This window comes from Lentilactobacillus sp. Marseille-Q4993, assembly GCF_951230165.1.
GTDB lineage: Bacteria > Bacillota > Bacilli > Lactobacillales > Lactobacillaceae > Lentilactobacillus.
Genome location: NZ_CATNVB010000057.1, coordinates 1 through 4,964, shown reverse-complemented (window position 1 = coordinate 4,964; position 4,964 = coordinate 1). Strand labels below are relative to the sequence as shown.

The 4,964-nt window shown below is 40.9% G+C and carries 1 protein-coding gene and 3 pseudogenes; 2 read left to right on the top strand and 2 right to left on the bottom strand.

Going from position 1 to position 4,964, the window contains the following annotated elements; all coding sequences use genetic code 11:
• Window positions 1–217: 217 nt before the first annotated feature.
• A complete protein-coding gene (locus QOW94_RS10820) occupies window positions 218–1,390 on the bottom strand; it encodes an IS110 family RNA-guided transposase (protein WP_283680466.1) in 1,173 nt (390 codons plus the stop codon).
• Window positions 1,391–1,732: 342 nt separating this feature from the next.
• Between QOW94_RS10820 and QOW94_RS10815 the strand changes: the two are divergent.
• A pseudogene (locus QOW94_RS10815) lies at window positions 1,733–2,942 on the top strand (MFS transporter).
• 112 nt (window positions 2,943–3,054) lie between these two features.
• Here QOW94_RS10815 and QOW94_RS10810 read toward each other — a convergent pair.
• Window positions 3,055–4,463, bottom strand: a pseudogene (locus QOW94_RS10810) (amino acid permease).
• An 87-nt stretch (window positions 4,464–4,550) separates the two neighbouring features.
• Here QOW94_RS10810 and QOW94_RS10805 point away from each other — a divergent pair.
• Window positions 4,551–4,838, top strand: a pseudogene (locus QOW94_RS10805) (homocysteine S-methyltransferase family protein); the annotation flags it as partial.
• Window positions 4,839–4,964: the final 126 nt, after the last annotated feature.

Sequence of the window (4,964 nt, the reverse complement as noted above, 5' to 3'; positions counted from 1 at the left end):
GGTAAGATGCTTGTAGTGGCTCATAGCTAGATTCCTTTCATGATTGTTTTCGCAAACATCATTTTACAGGAATCCAGCTATGGGTCCTTTTTTTAGTCACTGTTGCACTTAAATTGTAAATTCAAGTGGAAATAACTTGATGGAGGCCGCACTAACCTAGCGGTAGTGTCCTACCGAAAAATTTAGTATAATGTAACTAGTAGATAGTTATATTAATTCAATTTGAGGCCAGCAAATGTTGCATTTGTTGGTCTCTTTTGTATTCTCTGTATGAGCAGTTTTTTGACACCATTGCATAGATGATCCGGATTAGTTTGTGAGCCAGCGCAACCAGGGCCTTCTGGGTCCCCATTCTAGTTCGTAATCGGAAAAAGAAATCTTTTAAGCCAGAATCAGTTTGTCTTTTCGCTCCCATAGCAGCCATTACTAAGGCAGTTTTAAGATGAATATTTCCTGATCTGACATGACTACTTTTAGAAACACCGGCAGATTCGTAGTTTCCGGGGCAGACTCCAGCCCAAGAAGCTAAATGGGCGGCGTCAGGGAATGGACTTACATCTGGGCCAACTTCCGCAATAATAATCGTGGCAATGTGTTGACTAACGCCAGTAATCTCTTGTAGGCGAAGATACAGTTCTTGAAACTGTGCTAACTGTTCTTCAATATTGGCTTCCAAGCGCTTAATTGCCAACTGATTATGTTTGAGTAAATCAATTTGGATATCTAATAATACCCGGTCGTTAGCGGACAGACTGCCATCTAGCGCAGCTAACAGCTCTTGTGGCGATGCTTTTAGCTTCCCGTGCATACATTTGGAAACTGATTGGTGAGTAATCACTTCACCATTAATCAATAAGTTAAGCAATCGTAACCTAGATCCCTGAAAGATGTCGGAAATGAATGACGTTAATTTGATGTTTGAACGTTGCAGGATATTGTGGATCTGATTCTTAATCTGGATTCCAGCCTGAGTTAGTGACTTGCGGATTCGAGTTGATTCTCGTAGCTCTTGAATAGGTCGTGGCGGAATAAAACTAGCAGCAACAAGGCCAAAGCGAGCCAGCTCAGCAATCCATTCAGAATCTAGCTGATCAGTCTTCTTGCCAGGGATATTTTTAATAATTCGGGGATTACAAAGAATCATCTTGAAACCAAAGGTTTCTAAAATTTGCCAAACCGGTCGCCAATACTGACCAGTACTTTCCATTAAGACTATTTCAATATCCTGATCAGCAAGCCAGCGACCACAAGTCTTTAAGTCTGGGGTTGTCGTTCCAAACGTCTGCGTGAGCTTTTTCGGTTTTTCGGCTGGGTCACCAATTAGAGTGGTAACGGTAATCTTCTTTTGATGAACATCAATCCCACAGCATTTATTGGTAATCACATCCATAATAAGGCACCTCCTTGATGATGACTAAGCAACAAAAGGCGGCAGTTCTTCATTCACGAGGGTATGGAATTTTATATTCGTGCTCAATGGCAACAATTGATTAATCTCAAGGAATGAAGACTATCGGTTTTTTATCCGGGCTAAATGAAGCACCAGTAAGAAGACGACGTACAAAACCGCCTTCACTTAAATTATATAAGGAAAGGCGGTTTATTTACTCTCATGATTACGAGGGGCACGCAGTGACCCTCAGAGAGTTTTTTATCTAAAAGAGGTGAAAAATATTAGGATTTTTTAATCAATGTTTGTAAGTAAAAGAATAAGAAATGGAAGTGACAAATTATGGAAGAAACATCAGCTACATACTCAACCCCCGAACTTAAGTCAAAAACACTGGAGCGGGATCCCGTCAAAACCGTTATCATGGCATCAATGATTGGGACCGCCATTGAATTCTTCTATTTTTATGCATATGGGACCGCGGCAGCAACCTACTTCCCAACAGTCTTTTTTTCAGACGTAACGCCAACGATTGCAATGATTTTAAGTTTATTAACTTTTGGTGTTGCATTTGTCGCTCGGCAGGTTGGATCGCTATTGTTTGGCCATTTTGGTGATAAACTTGCTCGAAAAAGAGCACTGGTTGTTTCGTTGTTAATGATGGGACTATCAACGGTTGCTATTGGAATATTACCAAGTTTTAAGGCTATTGGGATGCTATCAATTATTCTTTTATGTTTGGCTAGGTTTATTCAAGGTATTGGACTAGGTGGCGAATGGTCTGGGGCAGTTTTGGTTGCCACGGAAAATGCTCCTAAAGGCAAACGAGCACTATTTGGTTCATTTACTGAACTTGGAGCGCCAATCGGATTCTTTTTGAGTAACGGATTGTTTTTCATCCTAGAGTCAACTTTGACAGAAGCTCAAATGACTCAATTTGGCTGGCGAATTCCATTTTTGGCATCAGCTGTTTTGGTTGCAATTGGTCTTTGGGTTAGGCGTAAAATGCAGGAGACACCACTATTCAGAATGGCTCAGGAACGGGCTGAAGTTAAAAAAGCTCCGTTAGCTCAGGTGTTTTCTAAGAACTGGCGGCAAATTCTTCAAGGATCGTTTATTATGGCAATCTCATACACGTTCTTCTTCCTCCTTTCAACCTGGTCATTGAGTTATGCAACGACGAAACTTGGTTTTGATAATCGGAAATTTCTTCTTCTTTTGATGGGAGCAGTTATCATGTTTGGTGCGATGATCGTGTATTCATCAATTATGGCTGATAAGTATGGTAGGAGGAAAATATTGATGATTGGTACGCTATGTATCGTTTCTTTCTCGTTCATCTTCCCATTCTTCTTCCAAGGCAATCACAATGTTTTTGGAGCTTTATTCTTCTTAGTTGTTGGTTTTCTGACAATGGGAATTATTTATGGCCCAGTTGGCGTCTCAATGGGGAATCCACGCGGTTGGATTGTACCTTGGCGTAATGGCAGTAGTTTCGTTTATCGCACTGTTGTTAACGAAAGAAACAAAAAACGAAGATTTTACTAAATAGCAAAATAAAAACCACCGATTACTATTTCAATCAGGACTTGAGATAGTGGTTGGTGTTTTTTGGGGTACAGTCTGGGTGGATGCAGGTTCGACTCCCGCCGACTCCATCTTACTTAGCTTCGTTTAAATTTTTGTTTGCCATAGTACACTGCATAACAGCCAATTAAAAACGGAATCATGTAAAAAGGGCTGGTCGCTGAGTTGGATCGAAAACAATTAGTACACATGAAAGGAAACTTAATATGAAGGCTGCCCAAGGAATTAATGGGTACCAGGGTGTTTTGAATTTTAGTTCATCAACAGTGTGACCGTCTTTAAGCCACTGTTTCCGGAAATTAATTTCTGAATAGGCAATTGCCATCCAAACAATTACAACGGCTAGGCCTGATATGGATACTAGAACTAAGTACACGGTTGATGCGGCTACCACACTAGAAATCAGGGTAAGCACACCACCAATCATACTTAGAACTAACGCAATCATTGGCACTCCACGGGAGTTTGTCTTTGCGTACTTTAGTGGGATCATTCCTTCGTGAGCTAAGGACCAAAGCATTCTGGTCGATGCATATAGACCTGAGTTGGCTGCTGAAAGAATTGCCGTTAGGACAACGAAGTTCATTAAATCACCAGCAAAGGGAAGCCCAATACTATTGAAAACGAGAACGAAAGGACTTTGGTTGACACCTGCTTTTTGCCAGGGAATCAGCGCTGCCATTACAGTAATACTACCGATAAAGAAGATTACCAGTCTAATTAAGGTGGTGTGAATTGCTTTTGGAATGTTTTTCTCCGGATTTTTAGTTTCACCGGCGGTTACTCCAATTAACTCGGTTCCGGAGAACGCAAAGTTAACGGTCAACATCGTGGTAAATACACCTTTGATTCCGTTTGGAAAAATCCCGTCTTTGATAAGGTTATGGAACGTTGGAGCGTGGGTATACCCTTTGATGGGGATGACGCCAAACATTGCCAAACCGCCAAGAATTATGAACAGGACGATGGCGATTACTTTGATGCTGGAAAAACAGAATTCAGTTTCAGCAAAGAAACGAACAGATAGGGCATTTGAGATAAAGATGACAATCATGAACAGTAGGCTACATGCCCATGTTGGTGATTTTGGAAACCACTGTTTCATTATCAAACCAGCAGCGGTGAATTCTGACCCGAGGGCAACTGTCCAAGTCAGCCAGTAAAGAATGGCGACGGTGAATGCAGTTCCAGGACCGATAAACTTATCGGCGTACACGTGAAATGACCCGGTTTGGGGCATTGCTACTGAGAGTTCTCCCAGACACAGCATGACTAAATATACGATCACGGCACCAAGGCCGTATGCAAGAATTGTGCCGATGGGACCAGCTTCGTGAATCGTGTAACCGGAACTTAGAAATAATCCAGTTCCAATAACCCCGCCAAGAGAAATCATTAAAAGATGGCGAGATTCCATTTTGCGTTCCAAGGCGACATGTGGTTTTTCTGACAAAAGATAACCTCCAGATGATTGCTTTTTTCTCATTTTAAGATAAAATGATTAGAATCCGATACATAACAGAATGCACTATATGAGTAAAAGATACAACCTATAATTTATTGGAGGTCAATAATGACTGATTATATCAAGGAAAACTTAGTAAATAAAAAAGCCCTCGTTCTTGATGGGGCGATGGCAACTGAATTAGAAAAGCGTGGGGTAGATACTAGTAGTGATTTATGGTCAGCAACTGCTTTGATCAATAATCCGGAAGCTGTAAGAGATGTTCACACTAGTTACTTCGCCGTTGGTGCGGATATTGCGATTACTGATACCTATCAAGCTAATGTAGAAGGGTTTGAAAAAGCTGGTTTTAGCGAAACTGATAGTGAAAAATTGATTACTGAGGCAGTTAGATTAGAGGCCGGGACATAAGTCCCGCCAATAAATAAACTGGATCATATTTTTCATGACTTTTTGAAAAATATGATCCAGTTTTTCTTTTATCAGTAAAAAATAAGAAAAATTAGCCATCATCAAGGCCAA